Raw genomic sequence first — 17,859 nt, 5'->3', positions numbered from 1 at the left:
GGTGTGAAGCGCGGGCGCCGCATGCATGGTTCTGGGCTGGCTCGGCCCCGTTGGCGCATTGAGTCGATAGAGCGGCACGAGCGGCCGCGTGGTTCGAGACGGCGGCGCCAGGGAAACCGGAGCTCAGTGCGCTTCCACGGTCGAAGCCGGAGCGTCAATCTTACCCCGTTCGCCCGTCACCCGCTCGACGTGCGGTTTCGACCACGAGCCGGTGATCGCGTAGTCGCGCGCGAATACGTGCGACACCCCATGCGTGAACGCGATATCGGCGATCAGCGCGCCGAGGCCGATCAGCGGATTGATGACCGTCGCGGCGATCACCGCGGAGCCGGCGCTGACGGTCGGCACTACGTGCAGGTGCAGGTCCTGGCTCTTCTGCGCGATGTCGACCGAGCCCACCATCTCGGCGCGGGCCGGCGCGGTCACCATCCTGAAGTTGTCGGTGCGGGCGATGCCGTCATGAATCTGCGCGGTACCCGTCACGCTCGAGAACGGCAGGCCCTCGCCGATCACATCGCGGAAATCGAGTGTGGCGATGCGCGCGAGGCTTTGCAGGCTCAGCACGCCGAGCAGCGTCGCGACGCCCGGATCGACCTTCAGGATCTGACCGTGGCGCAGATCCAGCGCGAGGTTGCCGTTCAGCGTCGAATAGTCGATCGTGGTCGGGCCGCCCTGCCACACGGCCTTGCCCTGAATCGAGCCGGTGCCGCCCCTGAGCGTCCTCGGCAGACCGAAGCGCTCGAGCATCGCGCCGGCATCCTTGATGTCGAGCTTGAAATCGAACACGGTGCGGCGCGGCATGGCTTCGTCGGCCGAGGTGGGCAGTTCGGTCGAGGTGCGCCAGTTCGCGGTCGCGGTCAGCGTCGCGGTGGGGTTCGTCACGTCGAGCTTGTCGAGCTGCCAGACCGGCACGCCGTTTTCTTTGAAGTTGTGCGCGTCGACCTCGAGCCGGCCGACGTTGCGATCGTGCACGATCAGCTCGTCGACGACCAGATCGATCGACGGCATGTTCAGCGCGGGCGCCGACATCGCCGGACCGAGCAGGTCCTTGTCCGCGACCGACGGAATCACGACGCGCGCGAAGCGCGCCTGCAGTTCGCCCGGCGATTCGCGGGTCGCTCCCGGCAGCCACGACACGTGGCCTGACACCTGATTTGACGCGACGTTCGCCTGCCACGTGCGGTCCGTGTGCGACGCGCCGACGATCACGTTGTCCCAGTGACGCTTGAGCAGCGTAAGCATGTCGATGTGCAGCGCGAAGCGGTTCGGCAGGAACTGCGTGAGCATGGGATTCGGCGGGGCCGCGGGTGTGGCCGCGCTGCTGGCGGTATTGCCGCCGTTCGCACCGCCGTTCACGCCATTCGCCCCGCCCGCGCTCACGCCCGCGCGCAGCTGCGCGGCGAGCGCGCGCCAGGCGTCGGCATCGAACTCCTTGATGTCCACCGCGGCGACCACGCCCTCGGACGACAGGTCGACCGGCCGGTTCACGCCGATCGCGCCGCGCACGACGGTCGGTGACGTACGCGGCTGCGCGTTCGGCCGATAGCGCAGCAGATACGCGGCGGCGACCGGCCCCAACGTCAGATCGGCGCGTTCGAGGCCGGCTTCGCCCGGCACCGTCGACGGATTGACCGAGAAGTGCAGCGGCATCGGCGTGCCGGCCGTCTTTTTGAATGGCGCTGGAAAATCGAGCCCGAGGCCGCTCAGATCAGAGTTGGCGCTGACCTCCGGCAGGCGGCCCTTCGCGCCGGTGACGCGCAATGCATAAGGCGCGCTGCCGCTCATATGCGTGAGCACCTGTGCGGCCGGGCCATGCAGATGCAGTTCGCGCGCGGCATCGACGGCGATGTGGCCGTTGAGCCCGAGCGCGTACGTGCCGTCTTGCCGCAAGCCGCCGTTCGCATGCACGTCGCCACCGAGAAACTGGCCTGAGAGCCGCTCGACCTCGGCCGTGCGTTCGGTGAAGCGCACCCGGCCGTTCAGCTGCGACAGCGACGGCGCATTGCTCACGCTCAGGCGATTGTTCTGGAAGCCGAGCGCACCTTCCACGCCGATATGCGGCTTCGGCGTACGCGGGATCGTCAGCTTCAGCGCGAGCGACGCGGGCCCTTCCGCGCGAATCTTTTCGGTCTGGTGCCGCGCCATGATGCCGAGCGAGCTGCCGTTCACGTAGTCGAGCATATCGGCGAGCGGGCCGCGGCCGTTGCCCTCTATGGTGAGGTTCGAGCCTTTGGTGCCGAGGTCGTCGATGCGGCCGTTCACGCCGGTCAGCGCGACGCGCTTGTAACGGCCGCGGTCGATGTCGAAGCGCAGCACGTTCTGCTTGAGCTCGAACACGCCGTCGATGCCGTCGAGCGGCGGCCAAACGTTTGGCGTGCCGTTGCGCATGTTGCGCGGCGGGAACGGCGTCGGATCGAACTTGCCGCCGGTGAACGGCGCGACGATGCGGAAGATGCCGGCGTCGGGGTCGCGCGCGTAGGGGAACCTGGTCAGGTCGCCGTGCACTTCGATCGTGCCGCCATGCGACACGCCAGCCTGCAAGCCGTGGCCGAGGTAAATGCGCAGCTTTTCGCTGACCGCGGTCGGCAGATAGCGGGCGATGCGCGTCACCTGCGCGCGCTGGAAGTCGGCTTTCAGGTCGAGCGAGCCGCGGCCGTGGCCGGGATTGCTGTAGCTCGCAGTCGCGCTCGCCTCGACGTCAGGGTTCGATACGCTGAAATCGTTGAGCTTGACCGCGAACGCGGGACGCGTGTCGCCCGGTGCCTTCGTGCCCATCGTCCAGTCGGCGCGGCCGTGCAGACGCGCAAGCGTGAGACGCGGATCGTCGAACACGCCCGGCAGCGTGATCGCCACGTTGGTCGTATCGAGGTTCGCGTGGCCGCCTTTTTCATCGGCGTCGACGTTGCCCCACAGGTTTTCGATGCCGGGAACGCCGGCGCGCGGGTGGCCGCGCGGCGTCAGGCCCGGCCCCGGCTCCTGGGCGGCAAAGCTGATGCCCTGCAAATCGCCCTTGAAGCGATAACGCTCGATCGGTTCAGCACCCGTCGGCCGACGGTCGCTGCCCACTTCTCCGGATTCCGGCTTGCCGCGCTCGACCTCGATCACGTAGTTCGCGACGAGCCCGCGCGGATTGATGCGCACGAGTTCATTGAGAAAGTGCCGCGGCAGCGGCAGCGCGCGGCTGAATTCGGCGAGGATGCCGAGATCGACGCGATCGCCGCTGATGCTCAAAAGCTGCCCATGCTGCTGCGACGCCATCCGGTAGCGGCTGTCGAGGGTCCGGAAGCGCAGGATGCGCGTGAGCGGCGTGCCGTCTTCGAGCGGCGGCTGGCCGAGCTCGGCACGCAGGTCCGACAGCTGCAGCCGGTACTCGCCTTCGTTTGCCTCGACGCGCCACAGAAAGTGGGTGATCGGCACGAGCAGCCTTGGCTGGGTCGGGCGCACGCGCATCGCGACGTCGTAACCGCTCAACTGGCCGGTCGCCTCGGTCATGCGGCCTTCGCTGAAGTCGATCCAGATTGCATTGTCGATGCGGCCGGCGAACGTCTCGATCGGGAACTGGATGTAGCGCGCGAGCGTCGGCAGATCGACCGGGCCCGTCGACATGTACACCTGCCCGCTCCAGTTGATCGGCTTGCCGAGCGCCGAGAGCGGCGCGTGGCGGAAGTGTGTGCGGAAGTCGAGCGGGCCTTTCAGCACCTGGCCGTCGGGTGGCGCCTGCAGCGCCATGCGGTGGTCGCGGCCGTCATTGAGGATCGCGATGCGGATGTCGCGCAGCGCCAGTTCGGGTTCGTTGCGCGTCGCGTCGCGCCAGCGCAGCACGCCGCCGCGCACGACGATCGCCTGCTGACGCAACAACCAGGTGGACAGCGCGTCGTTGCCGCTGTGGCGCGTCGGCACCGGCACGCCCGCGACCGACAGCACGCCGTCCTCGCTGCGCGACACCAGCACGTCCGGCTCATCGACGATCAGGCTCGACAGCGCCAGATGAAACTCCCACAGCGAGCGCCAGGACACCGACGCGGTGGCGTGCGGAATCGTCAGCGCGGGTTGGCCGTCGTGATCGCGGATGACGAGATTCGTGACATCGAGCCCTGGCTGGAAGCCGCTCCAGTGCGGCGCGAGCCGGCCGATCGTGAATTGGGTGCGCAGCTTGTCGGAGACCGCGGCTTCGATGCGCGGCCGGAACATGTCGGCGCGCGGCAGCACCAAGTAGCGCAAACCCAGAAACAGTCCGCCCGCGATGAAATAGAGGACGAGCGCGAGCGCGGTGAGCACGCGCAACGTCCGACGCAGCACGATGTGGTCGCTTCCGCTCACATGCCGGACCTGCGGTGGGGCTTGCGGGTCGGCGGATTCGTTTCGCTCGGACATGCTGCGGCGGCTGGGCGTATGGTAGTTTTGCGTGTTAACGACGAAATGTAACACACGGGAAAGCGTCGGCGGACCTCCTGCAAACCCTGTCCGACGGCCCGTGACGGCGATTGGCGAGACCATCCGGCACGGGGTCCGGCACGCTTGTCGCCGCATGCCGATGGGACGACGGAACGACACGACAACGACCCCGGAACGACACCCGGACACCGTCAGGATACCGCCGGACAAATTCGATCAAGCAACGAGCGAGCCAGATTTTTGATGACTGACGCCACCCTCCTGAGTTCCAGCTATTCGCACTATGCCGCGCGCGCCGCCGCGGCCCGCCCGCAACTGGTCGCGCATGTCGGCGCGCTGGCCGACGAACCGCTGACGCGCGAGCGCATCGACGCGCGTCTCGACGAACTGTGCGCCGAGGCGGCGGCCCCAGCCGGTGCGCCGGTCAACGAAGATGCGCTGAAGCGCGCGCTGCGCCAGCTGCGCACCGAAGTATTCTGCGCGGTGATGGAGCGCGACCTGGCCGGCGAGGCCGATATCGCCGAAGTCACCGGCGCGATGACCGATCTCGCGGAAACCACGATCCAGCGCGCGCTGACGGTGCTGAGCGCCGAGCTCGAAGCGCTGTATGGCGAGCCGCGCGACCAGCAGGGCGAACGGCTCACGCTCGGCGTGGTCGGTATGGGCAAGCTCGGCGGGCGCGAGCTGAACGTGTCGTCGGATATCGACCTGATCTTCGTCTATGAGGACGACGGCGAGACCGCCGGCGGCCAGCGCTCGCCGCTCGCGACCCAGGAGTTCTTCACGCGGCTCGGCAAGCGGCTGATCGGCGCGCTCGCCGAAGTCACCGCCGACGGCTACGTGTTTCGCGTCGATATGCGTCTGCGGCCGAACGGCGATTCGGGGCCGCTCGTATGCAGCCTCGGCATGCTCGAAGAGTATTTCTACGTGCAGGGCCGCGAGTGGGAGCGCTACGCGTGGATCAAGGGCCGGCTCGTGTCCGAGGGCGCGAGCGCCTCGGCGCAGCGGCTGCAGAAGCAGCTCGGGGCGATCGTCACGCCGTTCGTCTATCGACGCTATCTGGATTTCGGCGTGATCAGCGCGATTCGCGCGCTGCATCTGCAGATCCGCCAGGAGGCGCAGCGCCGCGCGTCGATGCGCCCCGACAAGGCCGACGACATCAAGCTCGGCCGTGGCGGCATCCGTGAAATCGAATTCAGCGCGCAGGTGTTCCAACTGATCCGCGGCGGCCAGGACGCCGGCTTTCGCGTGCGGCCGACGCTCGCCGTGCTGCGCCACGCGGCCACGCATGGGTTGATGGACCCGTCGGTGTGCGTGAAGCTGTCGCAGGCGTATCGCTTTCTGCGGGAGCTCGAGCATCGTTTGCAATATCGCAACGACGCGCAGACCCACGCGATGCCCGTCGATGCCGAAGACCGCATGGCGCTCGCGCGCGCGATGGGCTGCGACGACTACCCGCAATTGATGACGAAGCTCGACGCGCATCGCGAGTTCGTCGAACGGCAGTTCGACCAGATTTTCGCCGACAAGGTGGGCGGCCGCGACGGTTGCGGCGCGCCCGAGGACGGCGCGGCCGCGTGGGTATGGAGCAGCGCGCTCGCCGACGATAGCGCCGACGACGCACTGCGCGCGCGCCTCGTCGAACTGGGGGTGGCCGAGCCCGGTGAGCTGCTCGCCCGGCTGCAGGCGGTGTGGCGCTCGTCGCGCTACACGGGCCTGAACGAGCGCAGCCGGCAGCGTTTCGACATCGTCGCGCAGCGCGCGCTCGAAGCCGCGCGCACGCTGGAGCCTGCCGGGCGGCGCGGCGATACGGTCGCGCGCCTGTTCGATCTGCTCGAAGCGGTGAGCCGGCGCGGCGCGTATCTGGCGCTTCTGACCGAGTATCCGCAGGCGCTGCACCAGGTGCTGTCGGTGCTGGGCGGCTCGCGCTGGGCGGCCGGCTATCTGATCCGCCATCCGCAGCTGCTCGACGAGCTGCTCGACGCCGAGGCGATCAACAGTCCGTTCGACTGGGCTGAATTCAAGCGTACGTTGCGTTTGCGGCTCGCCGCCGCCGATGGCGTCGAGCAGCAGATGGATCTGCTGCGTCACGCGCATCAGGCCGAGGTGTTCCGCATTCTGCTGATCGATCTTGCCGGCAAGCTGTCCGTCGAGCACGTCAGCGACCGGCTGTCCGAGCTCGCCGACGCAGTGCTCGACGTGACGATCGAAGCCGTGTGGAAGCAGTTGGCCAAACGTCATCGCGACGTGCCGCGCTTCGCGGTGATCGCCTACGGCAAGCTCGGCGGCAAGGAGCTCGGCTACGCGTCGGACCTCGACCTGATCTTCCTGTACGACGATCCCGGCGATGCCGCCGCCGACGTCTACGCAACCTACACACGGCGTCTGATCACATGGCTGACCACCGCGACCGGCGCCGGCACATTGTTCGACATCGACCTGCGGCTGCGACCCAACGGCGAGTCGGGCCTGCTCGTCACCGACCTCGATGCGTTCCGCCGCTACCAGCTGCGCGAGGGCGACGCGGCGAATACCGCGTGGGTGTGGGAGCATCAGGCGCTGACGCGTGCGCGCTACTGCGCGGGCGATCCGGAGATCGGCGCGAAGTTCGAGGCGATCCGCGAACAGGTGCTGACGACGCCGCGCGAAGCGGCGCCGCTCGCGAAAGAGATCGTCGAGATGCGCGCGCGTGTCGAGGCGGGACACCCGAACCATACGCCGGCGCTGTTCGACCTGAAGCACGACCGCGGCGGCATGGTCGATATCGAGTTCACCGTGCAGTACTGGGTGCTGCTGCATGCGGCGCGCGATCCCGAGCTGATCCGCAATACCGGCAATATCGCGCTGCTGCGTGAGGTGTCGCGTTTCGGGCTGATGAGCGAAGCGGAAGCGGAGACGGTCGGCGCCGCCTATCGGCGCTATCGCAAGCTGCAGCACACGCTGCGGCTCGATGGGATGGAGAAGGCGCGGGTCGATCCGGCGCTGGTCGCAGCCGAGCGCGAGGCGGTGCTGGCGTTGTGGAAGAGGGTGTTTGGGTAAGGGCGCTCACGCACTTCGCGTAGCGCATCATGCGCGGCCGGGATCGGTGTGACGTCCCGGCCAAGCCGACTCAGCCGTGTGCGGCCGCCTATGCGCGGCGCAATTTCAGGCGGCCAGCATTTCCTTCGCGTGCTTGCGCGTGGTCGCCGTGATTTCGAGGCCACCGAGCATGCGTGCGACTTCCTCGATGCGGCTCGCCTTGTCGAGCGAGCTCACGCTGCTGAGCGTGCCGCCGGTGCCGTTGCTCATCTTTGCGACCTGGAAATGATGATCGCCGCGCGCGGCGACCTGCGGCAGATGGGTCACGCACAGCACCTGGCGCGCCTCGCCGAGCTGATGCAATAGCCGTCCGACCACTTCGGCCACGCCGCCGCCGATGCCCGTATCCACTTCGTCGAAGATCAGCGTCGGTGTCGGGCTGGCCGTGCTCGCGATCACTGCGAGCGCGAGACTGATACGCGCGAGTTCGCCGCCCGACGCGACCTTCGCGAGCGGCCGCAGCGGCACGCCGGCATGACCGGCGACGCGGAACTCGATCTGCTCGAGCCCGTGCGCGCCGCCTTCGGGCAGCGGCACCAGCGCGACCTCGAAGCTGCCGCCTTTCATCGACAGTTCCTGCATGCCGGTCGTGACCGCCTGGCCGAGCGCCTTGCCTGCTTTCGCGCGTGCCTTCGACAGCTTTTTCGCCTCGGCGACGAACACTTCCTTCGCTTGCGCTTCGGCGGCGCGCAGGCCGTCGAGGTCGGCGGCGGCGTCGAGCGCGGCCAATTGCTTGCGCCGCTCTGCGTGTTCTTCCGGCAGCGTCTCAGGCTGCAGGCGGAACTTGCGCGCAGCCGAGTGCAGCGTGTCGAGGCGCTTTTCGACCTGCGCGAGCCGCTCCGGATCGAGCTCGAGCTTCTGCGCGTAGTGGCTCAGCGAATACGCGGCTTCCTGCAACTGGATTTCGGCCGGTTCGAGCGCGGCGAGCACGTCGTTCAGCGCGGGGTCGATCTCCGCGAGGTCGCGCACCTTCGACACGATCGAGCCGAGATGCGTGATCATCGCGTCGTCCGATTCGGACAGCGCGCCGAGCGCTCCCTGCACGCCGTCGATCAGATTCGCGGAATGCGACAGCCGCCGATGCTCGGTGTTGACTTCTTCCCATTCGCCCGGCTGTGGCGCGAGCTTGTCGAGTTCGGTGAGTTGCCACGCGAGTCGCTCGCGTTCGAGTTGCAGCTCGCGATCGCGCGTTTGCGCGTGCTCGACGACCTGCGCCTTGTCGCGCCACGTGCGCCACGCGCGCGTGACGGCGGCGGCCAGGTCGGACAGGCCCGCGTGCGTGTCGAACAGCTCGCGCTGCGCGTCCGGGCGCATCAGCAACTGGTGCGCGTGCTGGCCGTGAATATCGACGAGCATCTCGCCGACCTCGCGCAGCTGCGCGAGCGTGGCCGCCGTACCGTTGATGAACGCGCGCGAGCGGCCGTTCGCGTCGACCACCCGCCGCAGCATCACGGTGCCGCCGTGCTGGCTGTCGTCGGCCGCGCCGAGCGCCTGCGTGTCGAGCCATTGATCGACCTGTGCGTGCGTCTCGAACTCCGCGGTGATGTCGGCGCGGCTCTCGCCGGTGCGCACGACGCTCGCCTCGGCGCGCGCGCCTAGTGCCAGCGCGAGCGCGTCGATCAGGATCGATTTGCCGGCGCCGGTTTCGCCCGAGAAAACGGTAAAGCCGCTGTCGAATTCGAGGTCGAGCGCGGCGACGATGACGAAGTCGCGTATCGAGAGGTGGCGAAGCATGGAGGTCGTCGGGTGAGCTTGGGATTCGGGTGGCGGCCGCGGCGGCGTGCGAAATCAAAGTGCCGCTTACGGCCTCGGGTCTTCTTCGTGCGACGGGTACTCGTGCCAGTGCAGCTTCTTGCGTAGCGTCGCGTAGTAGCTGTAGCCGACCGGATGCAGCATCGGCACCGTGTGGCGCGAACGGCGCACCTCGATCGTGTCGCCGAGCTCCAGCGACGTGAACGACTGCATGTCGAAATTGACGTTCACCTCGCGCCCGGAAACGATCTGGATGCTGACCTTCGATTCGTCCGGCAGCACGATCGGCCGGTTCGACAGCGCGTGCGGCGCGATCGGCACGAGCACGATGCCCTGTAGTTGCGGATGCAGGATCGGCCCCTGCGAAGACAGCGCGTACGCGGTCGAGCCGGTCGGCGTCGCGACGATCAGGCCGTCCGAGCGCTGGTTGTACATGAAGCGGCCGTCGACCGACACGCGCAACTCCGCCATGCCCGAGAAGCCGCTGCGGTTGACCACCACGTCGTTGAACGCGAGCGCGTGGTAGATCGGCGTGCCGTCGCGCACGATGCGCGCTTCGAGCAGCACGCGCTCCTCGCGCTCGAAATTGCCGGACAGCATCTGCGGCACGATCTCGCGCATGTCGGAGATCGGAATGTCCGTGATGAAGCCGAGCCGCCCGTGGTTGATGCCGATCAAGGGCGTGCGATACGGCGCGAGCTGGCGGCCGATGCCGAGCATCGTGCCGTCGCCGCCGAGCACCACGGCGACGTCGGCGCGCGCGCCGATCTCGGCGAGACGCAGCGCCGGATAGTCGGTCACGCCGATTTCGGCGGCGGTGTCGGCTTCGAACACGACTTCGAGGCCGAGCTTCGCGATGCACGCGGCGAGCGCGGTCAGCGGCTCGCCGATGCCTGGCGTATTGCTGCGCCCGACGAGCGCGACGGTCTTGAACTGGCTGGTCACTTGCATGCCGGCATTACACCATAGGTAGGGCCTGAAAAGAACCGCAGACCAACCCGGTTGTGGGGCGGCGCACGCAGGGCGTCTGCGTATGTCGCGATTATCGTTAGAATGGTGAAGACCCGATGACATGCGAGCCCGCCGACGGCGGCGCATTCGCCGGGAGCGGGCGCCGCGGGCGCTCCCGGCTGCGATGCCATTGAGCTAAAATTTTTCTTCATGCTAGATCCTCGCGCACAAACCCTCCTCAAAACGCTGATTGAGCGCTACATCGCCGAAGGTCAGCCGGTCGGCTCGCGCACGCTGTCACGTTATTCGGGCCTCGAACTGAGTCCGGCCACGATCCGCAACGTGATGTCGGACCTCGAGGATCTGGGGCTCGTGATCAGTCCGCATACGTCGGCAGGGCGCATTCCGACGCCACGCGGCTACCGCCTGTTCGTCGACACGATGCTGACCGTCGAATCCGCCGCCGACGAGGAGGCGGTGACGCGCACCGTCAAGACCACGCTGCAGGTGGGCGAGCCGCAGAAGATCGTCGCCGCAGCGGCGAGCGTGCTGTCAAATCTGTCGCAGTTCGCCGGCGTCGTGCTCACGCCGCGTCGCAGCCACGTGTTCAAGCAGATCGAATTCATGCGCCTGTCCGACCAGCGCATTCTGCTGATCATCGTGACGCCCGAAGGCGACGTGCAAAACCGCATCCTCGCCACCCAGCGCGACTTTTCGCCTTCGCAGCTGGTGGAAGCCTCCAATTACATCAATGCGCACTTCGCGGGCCTCTCGTTCGACGAGGTGCGCCGCCGCCTGCGGGAGGAAATCGACGAGCTGCGTGGCGACATGACCTCGCTGATGCACGCGGCCGTCACCGCGAGCACCGACGAATCCGACACCGGCGAGACCGTGTTGATCTCGGGCGAGCGCAATCTGCTCGAAGTCGCCGATCTTTCGTCGGACATGGCGCGCCTGCGCAAACTGTTCGATGTGTTCGACCAGAAGACCAGCCTCCTTCAGTTGCTCGACGTGTCGAGTCACGCGGCGGGCGTGCAAATATTCATTGGCGGCGAATCGAATCTGGTACCGATCGAGGAAATGAGCGTCGTCACCGCGCCGTACGAGGTGAACGGCAAGATCGTCGGCACGCTCGGGGTGATCGGACCGACCCGCATGGCCTACAACCGCGTGATTCCGATCGTGGACATAACCGCTCGGCTGTTGTCCATGACGCTCAGCCAGCAGTAGTCCTCGGGCTCCGCGGAACTGGCGTCATCGCAGTCCGTGGCGACCATGATGCGCGAACAACCGGCGTCTGCCAATCGTCCGAATGGCCAGGGGTCTCTGGCGGCGCCGGGCAGAACCTGCGCCGCTATAATGAATCTCCATTGAATCGACTCGCCGCATGATGCGGTGATTTCTGCTACCTATGCGCTTCGACCTCGAGCGGCCTTCACAGAACGCCACGTCGCATCGCGTCGCCGTGTTGCTGATCAATCTCGGCACGCCCGACGCGCCGACGCCGCGCGCGGTGCGCCGCTACCTCGCGCAGTTCCTGTCCGATCCTCGCGTGGTCGAAATTCCGGCGCTGCTGTGGCAGCTGATTCTGCGTCTGCTGATTCTGCCGTTTCGCGGCCGCAGCTCTGCGAAGAAGTATGCGGCGGTGTGGATGCCCGAGGGCTCACCGCTGCGCGTCCACACCGAAAAGCAGGTCGAGGGCCTGCGCCATCTGCTGCAACTGAACGACTACACGGTGCTGGTCGACTACGCGATGCGCTACGGCACGCCCGGCATTCCGGCAATGCTGAACCAGCTGAAGCTCGCGGGCGCCGAGCGCGTGTTGCTGATGCCGATGTATCCGCAGTATTCGGCGTCGACCACCGCGACCGCGTTCGACGAAGCCTTTTCCGCGCTCGAGCGCATGCGCAACCAGCCGGAAGTCCGCACCGTGCGCCAGTACGCCGATCACCCGGCGTACATCGCGGCGCTCGCCGCACAGGTGCACCACTACTGGCATCTGCACGGCCGCCCCGATTTCGCGGCGGGCGACAAGCTCGTGCTCAGTTTCCACGGCGTGCCCAAGCGCACGCTCGACCTCGGTGACCCGTACCACGAGCAATGCCAGCAGACCGGCGCGCTGCTGATGCAGGCGCTCGATTTGACGTCGGTCGAATGCCGCATCACGTTCCAGTCGCGCTTCGGCAAGGCCGAATGGCTGCAGCCCTATACGGCGCCGACGTTGAAGGAACTCGGCGCGGCAGGCGTGCGGCGTGCTGACGTGTTTTGCCCGGGTTTCACCGCCGACTGCCTCGAAACGATCGAGGAAATCGGCATGGAAGTGCGCCGCGAATTTCTGCAGGCGGGTGGCAAGGAGTTTCACCGGATCGCCTGTCTGAACGCGTCGCAGCCGTGGGTTGCCGCGCTTGGCGAAATCGTTGCGCAGCATCTGCAGGGCTGGCCCGTGCAGGCGGTGCCGGTGCCGCACACGACAGGAGCTTGAATACGCAGATGAACTACCGCATTTCAACCGAACCGGGCGCGAAACTGCGCATCGATAAATGGCTGTGGGCCGCGCGCTTCTTCAAGACGCGTTCGCTGGCCGCGGAGGCGGTCGACAAGGGGCGGGTGCGTATCGGCGGCGTGGCTGTGAAGCCGGCGAAGGACGTGCGTGTCGGCGATCTGGTCGAAATCGAGATCGAGCGCTACGTGTGGCAGGTGGAGGTGCTGGGCGTATGCGACGTACGCGGTCCCGCGAGCGTCGCGCAGACGCTCTATGTGGAAACCGCGCAGAGCAAGGCGAAGCGGCAGGTCGAGCAGGAGCGGCGCAAGGTGTACCACGAGCCGGCCGCCGCGCTGCACGGCCGACCGACCAAACGCGACCGGCGCACTATCGACAGATTTTCAGGTGGGGATTGAAAAACTGCTCCACGGTGGCGTGTGCGCCGCCGTACTCAGTGGTGTGGTCGTTGACCGCACCGGACATGCAGATGGTCGTGGTGCCCGCGATCAGTACCAGTGCGACCACCCCGATTGCAAAGGTCAGTTTCACGGTACTCCCCTTGATGGGCTGAAACAGGCTATCGGAACGACTGTCAGGTGTCGGTAACGCTTACGTCAGATTAGGGTTAACGTGGCGTTGCCGCTCCATGACTGGAGAATAGGTCAGTTGCGGGCTGCACTCAATCTCTATCTGATTGCGCCACGTTGAGGCTTGTTACGGCGCATTTCGCCTGCACGTCGGTGGTGCGAAAAAATTCTCGGAGCCGCTTGAAACGGCTTTTTCAGGCCCCATCTGGGGTGCGGTCTGGCGGATCGGCGCGAAGACGCGTGTCGCGATTTTGCAAAGCATGAATCGTACTGTGTCGGAATGGCTTGCACCGCCTTTGGCTTTTACTTTTTAACGACTTTCAGCGACATGGAAAACACGCAAGAGAACCCGACGAGCCAGAATCCCACGCCCGCCGACGAAGCCGCGCGCCAGGCCGCCGAGGCGGGCGAGGCCGCTGTTCAACAGCCGGACACCGGCGCCCCCGCGGAACCGGCCCAGAGTGCCGCCGAGCAGGCGCTGGCCGACGCTCAGGCGAAGATCGCCGAGTTGCAGGAAAGCTTCCTGCGCGCGAAGGCCGAAACCGAAAATGTGCGCCGTCGCGCTCAGGAAGACGTCGCCAAGGCGCACAAGTTTGCGATCGAGAGCTTCGCCGAGCATCTGCTGCCGGTGGTCGACAGTCTCGAAGCGGCCATCGCCCATTCGTCCGACGACTTGCAGAAGGTCCGCGAAGGCGTCGAGCTCACGCTGCGGCAGTTGAGCGGCGCGCTCGAGAAGGGGCGCGTCGTGGCGATCAATCCGGTCGGCGAAAAGTTCGATCCGCATCGCCATCAGGCCATTTCGATGGTGCCGGCCGACCAGGAGCCGAACACCGTCGTCGCGGTGCTGCAAAAGGGCTTTGTGATCGCGGATCGCGTGCTGCGTCCCGCGCTCGTGACCGTCGCGGCGCCGAAGTAATCACGTCGACACTCGCTCCGGGAGTTTGCACCGGTGGCGTCTGCTGCGTCGCTTCGCATCGCTACGTGCCGCAAAGATCCCATCGATTCAGGCACTTCCGGCGAACCACGCCGGGGGCGCCGCGCAGACTGACGGAGCGGGCTCGCAGCGAAGATTCAGGCGCCTCGCCCCGTGATTGAAAAAAATTAAAGACCGCATCGCAAAAGAGGTCTTGAAAACGATGCGGCCGCACTTATTTTGAGTGCAGGTATGAGTTGAGAGCGGATCGTCCCGCCGCCAGATGGGCCAACCGGGCGCTTTCCGCAGCGATCAAAGTCAGGAGATTTGTAAAAATGGGCAAAATCATCGGTATCGACCTCGGCACGACCAACTCGTGCGTGGCGATCATGGAAGGCAACTCGGTCAAGGTCATCGAGAACTCGGAAGGCGCGCGCACCACGCCGTCGATCATCGCTTACATGGATGACAGCGAGATCCTGGTCGGCGCGCCGGCCAAGCGTCAGTCGGTCACGAACCCGAAGAACACGCTGTTCGCGGTCAAGCGCCTGATCGGCCGCCGCTTCGAAGAGAAGGAAGTGCAGAAGGACATCGGCCTGATGCCCTACAAGATCATCAAGGCCGACAACGGTGACGCATGGATCGAAGTGCGCGACCAGAAGCTCGCGCCGCCGCAAATCTCCGCCGAAGTGCTGCGCAAGATGAAGAAGACCGCTGAGGACTACCTCGGCGAGACCGTCACGGAAGCCGTGATCACGGTGCCGGCGTACTTCAACGACAGCCAGCGTCAGGCAACCAAGGACGCCGGCCGCATCGCCGGTCTGGAAGTCAAGCGGATCATCAACGAACCGACCGCAGCCGCATTGGCATTCGGCCTGGACAAGGCTGAAAAGGGTGACCGCAAGATCGCCGTGTTCGACCTCGGCGGCGGCACGTTCGACATCTCGATCATCGAAATCGCGGACGTTGACGGTGAAATGCAGTTCGAAGTGCTGTCCACGAACGGCGACACGTTCCTCGGCGGCGAGGACTTCGACCAGCGCATCATCGACTACATCATCGGCGAGTTCAAGAAGGAGCAGGGCGTCGATCTGTCGAAAGACGTGCTCGCGCTGCAGCGCCTGAAGGAATCGGCTGAAAAGGCGAAGATCGAGCTGTCGTCGAGCCAGCAGACCGAAATCAACCTGCCGTACATCACGGCCGACGCATCGGGTCCGAAGCACCTGAACCTGAAGATCACGCGCGCCAAGCTCGAAGCGCTGGTTGAAGAGCTGATCGAACGCACGATCGAGCCGTGCCGCGTCGCGATCAAGGACGCAGGCGTGAAGGTCGGCGAAATCGACGACGTGATCCTGGTCGGCGGTATGACCCGTATGCCGAAGGTGCAGGAAAAGGTGAAGGAATTCTTCGGCAAGGATCCGCGCCGTGACGTGAACCCGGACGAAGCCGTGGCCGTTGGTGCCGCGATCCAGGGCCAGGTTCTTTCGGGCGACCGCAAGGACGTGCTGCTGCTCGACGTGACCCCGCTGTCGCTCGGCATCGAAACGCTCGGCGGCGTGATGACGAAGATGATCAACAAGAACACCACGATCCCGACCAAGCACGCGCAGGTCTACTCGACGGCTGACGACAATCAAGGCGCCGTGACGATCAAGGTGTTCCAGGGCGAACGCGAAATGGCAGCGGGCAACAAGCTGCTCGGCGAGTTCAACCTCGAAGGCATTCCGCCGGCACCGCGCGGCGTGCCGCAGATCGAAGTGAGCTTCGACATCGACGCGAACGGCATTCTGCACGTCGGCGCGAAGGACAAGGCGACCGGCAAGGAGAACCGCATCACGATCAAGGCGAACTCGGGTCTGTCCGAAGCCGAAATCGAGAAGATGGTGAAGGACGCCGAAGCGAACGCGGAAGAAGATCACAAGCTGCGTGAGCTGGCCGACGCCCGCAACCAGGGTGATGCGCTCGTCCACAGCACGAAGAAGGCGCTGACCGAGTACGGCGACAAGCTCGAAGCTGGCGAGAAGGACAAGATCGAAGCCGCGTTGAAGGACCTCGAAGACACGCTGAAGAGCAACTCGAGCGACAAGGCCGCGATCGAAGCGAAGATCGAAGCGGTGGCCACGGCGTCGCAGAAGATGGGCGAGAAGATGTACGCCGACATGCAGGCTGCGCAAGGTGCCGAAGCGGCGGCGGGCGCGGCGGGCGGTGCCGGTGCATCGGCGGGTGCGAGCCAGCAGGCCGACGATGTGGTCGACGCTGACTTCAAGGAAGTGAAGAAAGACTAAAGCCAGGTCGGCATCCGACCGTAAAGCCGTGCACAGCAATGTGCGCGGCCCGGCTGCACGAGAACGGCGCCCCCGGGGCGCCCAAAGTGCAAGAGCGGTTTTCGCGCCTGGCGAGCCTTTTTGGGGCTCTCCGGGCACGTTCGTTTTATGGAGGGCGTTGTTTTGAACCGTGCCCTGGCGCGGCGCAGACAGCGGCCGGACGAGTCGTGAGACTCCACAGCATTCACAAGGAGCTACCGCGTCGCTTTGCGCGGCGGCGTTGAACCGATATGGCGAAACGGGATTACTACGAGGTTCTGGGCGTCGCAAAGAACGCGAGCGACGACGAAATCAAGAAGGCTTATCGCAAGCTCGCGATGAAGCACCACCCCGACCGCAATCCGGGCCACAAGGATGCGGAAGAGCATTTCAAGGAGGTAAAGGAAGCCTATGAAATGCTGTCGGATTCGCAAAAGCGCGCCGCGTACGATCAGTACGGTCACGCGGGCGTCGATCCGAACATGGGTGGGGCCGGCGCGCAAGGTTTCGGCGGCTTTGCCGATGCATTCGGCGACATCTTCGGCGACATTTTCGGCCAGGCGGCCGGCGGCGGCGCCCGCGCAGGCGGCCGCGCGGGCCCGCAGGTGTATCGCGGCGCCGATCTGCGCTACAGCATGGAAATCACGCTCGAGCAGGCCGCACACGGCTACGACACGCAGATTCGCGTGCCGAGCTGGGTTTCGTGCGAAGTCTGCCATGGCTCGGGCGCGAAGCCGGGCACCAAGCCGGAAACCTGCCCGACCTGTAGCGGCTCGGGTTCGGTGCGCATGTCGCAGGGCTTCTTCAGCATCCAGCAGACTTGCCCGAAGTGCCACGGCACCGGCACCTACATCCCTGAGCCGTGTAATCACTGCCACGGCGCGGGCAAGGTGAAGGAAACCAAGACGCTCGAAGTGAAGATCCCGGCCGGTATCGACGACGGCATGCGCATCCGCTCGGCCGGCAACGGCGAGCCGGGCATCAACGGCGGTCCGTCGGGCGATCTGTACGTCGAGATTCATATCAAGCAGCACTCGGTGTTCGAGCGTGACGGCGACGATCTGCATTGCCAGATGCCGATCCCGTTCACTACCGCGGCGCTCGGCGGCGATATCGAGGTGCCGACGCTCGCCGGTCGCGCCAGCTTCACGGTGCCGGAAGGCACGCAGTCCGGCAAAACGTTCCGTTTGCGCGGCAAGGGCATCAAGGGGCTGCGTTCGAGCATCGCCGGCGATCTGTACGTACACGTGCAGGTTGAAACGCCGGTCAAGCTCACCGAAGCGCAGCGCGATCTGCTCAAGCAGTTCGAAAAGGCGCTCGTGGAAGGCGGTTCGCGGCATAGTCCGCAAAGCAAGAGCTGGTTCGATCGCGTAAAGAGCTTTTTCGATTGATTTGATT

11 protein-coding genes are annotated in these 17,859 nt (G+C 65.9%); 7 read left to right on the top strand and 4 right to left on the bottom strand.

Features of this window, described 5'->3' with window-relative positions; genetic code table 11:
- Window positions 1-123 precede the first annotated feature (123 nt).
- Window positions 124-4,374, bottom strand: a complete 4,251-nt coding sequence (locus OKW28_RS38155) for a YhdP family protein (protein ID WP_429453112.1) — start codon at window positions 4,372-4,374, stop codon at window positions 124-126.
- Between the two features lie 264 nt (window positions 4,375-4,638).
- Here OKW28_RS38155 and glnE point away from each other — a divergent pair, with 264 nt between their 5' ends.
- Complete coding sequence (glnE, locus tag OKW28_RS38150) at window positions 4,639-7,434, top strand: bifunctional [glutamate--ammonia ligase]-adenylyl-L-tyrosine phosphorylase/[glutamate--ammonia-ligase] adenylyltransferase (RefSeq protein WP_429453110.1); 2,796 nt, start codon at window positions 4,639-4,641, stop codon at window positions 7,432-7,434.
- A gap of 105 nt (window positions 7,435-7,539) precedes the next feature.
- Here the strand turns inward: glnE and recN are convergent, their stop codons facing one another.
- Together recN and OKW28_RS38140 are read right to left on the bottom strand one after the other, a co-directional pair.
- Window positions 7,540-9,207, bottom strand: a complete 1,668-nt coding sequence (gene recN / locus OKW28_RS38145) for a DNA repair protein RecN (RefSeq protein ID WP_429453108.1) — start codon at window positions 9,205-9,207, stop codon at window positions 7,540-7,542.
- Between the two features lie 66 nt (window positions 9,208-9,273).
- Window positions 9,274-10,176, bottom strand: coding sequence for an NAD kinase (locus tag OKW28_RS38140; protein ID WP_184055543.1), 903 nt, complete (start codon window positions 10,174-10,176; stop codon window positions 9,274-9,276).
- 210 nt (window positions 10,177-10,386) lie between these two features.
- On the opposite strand from OKW28_RS38140, the gene hrcA reads away from it, so the two are divergent.
- The 3 genes from hrcA (at window position 10,387) to OKW28_RS38125 (ending at window position 13,074) form a co-directional block, all read left to right on the top strand.
- Window positions 10,387-11,406 (top strand): heat-inducible transcriptional repressor HrcA, encoded by a 1,020-nt coding sequence (hrcA, locus tag OKW28_RS38135; protein ID WP_090803113.1) that lies wholly within the window; start codon window positions 10,387-10,389, stop codon window positions 11,404-11,406.
- A gap of 181 nt (window positions 11,407-11,587) precedes the next feature.
- On the top strand, window positions 11,588-12,658 hold the full coding sequence (hemH, locus tag OKW28_RS38130) for a ferrochelatase (RefSeq protein ID WP_429453106.1): 1,071 nt from the start codon (window positions 11,588-11,590) through the stop codon (window positions 12,656-12,658).
- Window positions 12,659-12,666: 8 nt separating this feature from the next.
- Window positions 12,667-13,074 (top strand): RNA-binding S4 domain-containing protein, encoded by a 408-nt coding sequence (locus tag OKW28_RS38125; RefSeq protein ID WP_018419480.1) that lies wholly within the window; start codon window positions 12,667-12,669, stop codon window positions 13,072-13,074.
- On the opposite strand, the gene OKW28_RS38120 is transcribed toward OKW28_RS38125, so the two are convergent.
- Window positions 13,046-13,207, bottom strand: a complete 162-nt coding sequence (locus OKW28_RS38120; protein WP_184002309.1) for a hypothetical protein — start codon at window positions 13,205-13,207, stop codon at window positions 13,046-13,048. The genes OKW28_RS38125 and OKW28_RS38120 overlap by 29 nt on opposite strands.
- Before the next feature lie 366 nt (window positions 13,208-13,573).
- Between OKW28_RS38120 and grpE the strand changes: the two genes are divergently transcribed.
- From grpE to dnaJ, 3 genes are all read left to right on the top strand, one after another.
- A complete protein-coding gene (gene grpE, locus OKW28_RS38115) occupies window positions 13,574-14,161 on the top strand; it encodes a nucleotide exchange factor GrpE (protein WP_429453103.1) in 588 nt (195 codons plus the stop codon).
- Window positions 14,162-14,493: 332 nt separating this feature from the next.
- The gene (dnaK, locus tag OKW28_RS38110; protein WP_429453101.1) at window positions 14,494-16,443 is read left to right on the top strand and encodes a molecular chaperone DnaK; all 1,950 of its coding nucleotides are present in this window, start codon (window positions 14,494-14,496) and stop codon (window positions 16,441-16,443) included.
- A 269-nt stretch (window positions 16,444-16,712) separates the two neighbouring features.
- Window positions 16,713-17,852: a molecular chaperone DnaJ gene (gene dnaJ, locus OKW28_RS38105; RefSeq protein ID WP_429453099.1), complete on the top strand. Its 1,140-nt coding sequence runs from the start codon at window positions 16,713-16,715 to the stop codon at window positions 17,850-17,852.
- Window positions 17,853-17,859: the final 7 nt, after the last annotated feature.

This window comes from Paraburkholderia sp. 40 (assembly GCF_050434105.1).
GTDB lineage: Bacteria > Pseudomonadota > Gammaproteobacteria > Burkholderiales > Burkholderiaceae > Paraburkholderia > Paraburkholderia tuberum.
Note: the sequence above shows the minus strand (reverse complement) of the source record. Positions and strands in the feature narration are given on the sequence as shown.